1 rRNA gene is annotated in these 258 nt (G+C 47.3%); it reads left to right on the top strand.

Annotation, left to right across the window (positions count from 1 at the left end):
• Window positions 1-93: ribosomal RNA gene (locus HP552_RS08240) — 16S ribosomal RNA — on the top strand; the annotation flags it as partial.
• Between the last annotated feature and the right edge of the window lie 165 nt (window positions 94-258).

Raw genomic sequence — 258 nt, 5'->3', positions numbered from 1 at the left:
GCAAGGAGCCAGCCGCCGAAGGTGGGATAGATGATTGGGGTGAAGTCGTAACAAGGTAGCCGTATCGGAAGGTGCGGCTGGATCACCTCCTTTCTATGGAGAATCGTTTCCCGTAGCGGAAACATTCAAATAAGCAGGTTCACTGAACCTGCGCAACTCACTCGTTGCTCAGTTTTGAGAGCTCAAACTCTCAAAACAGCTTGCTTTTGCATGGAGCTTGTTCTTTGAAAACTAGATATCGAAACGAAAATTGCGAAT

The organism is Paenibacillus xylanilyticus (genome assembly GCF_013359935.1).
In the GTDB taxonomy this organism is placed as follows: domain Bacteria; phylum Bacillota; class Bacilli; order Paenibacillales; family Paenibacillaceae; genus Paenibacillus; species Paenibacillus xylanilyticus.
The sequence above is the reverse complement of the archived record's forward strand: the minus strand, read 5'-3'. Positions and strand labels throughout refer to the sequence as shown.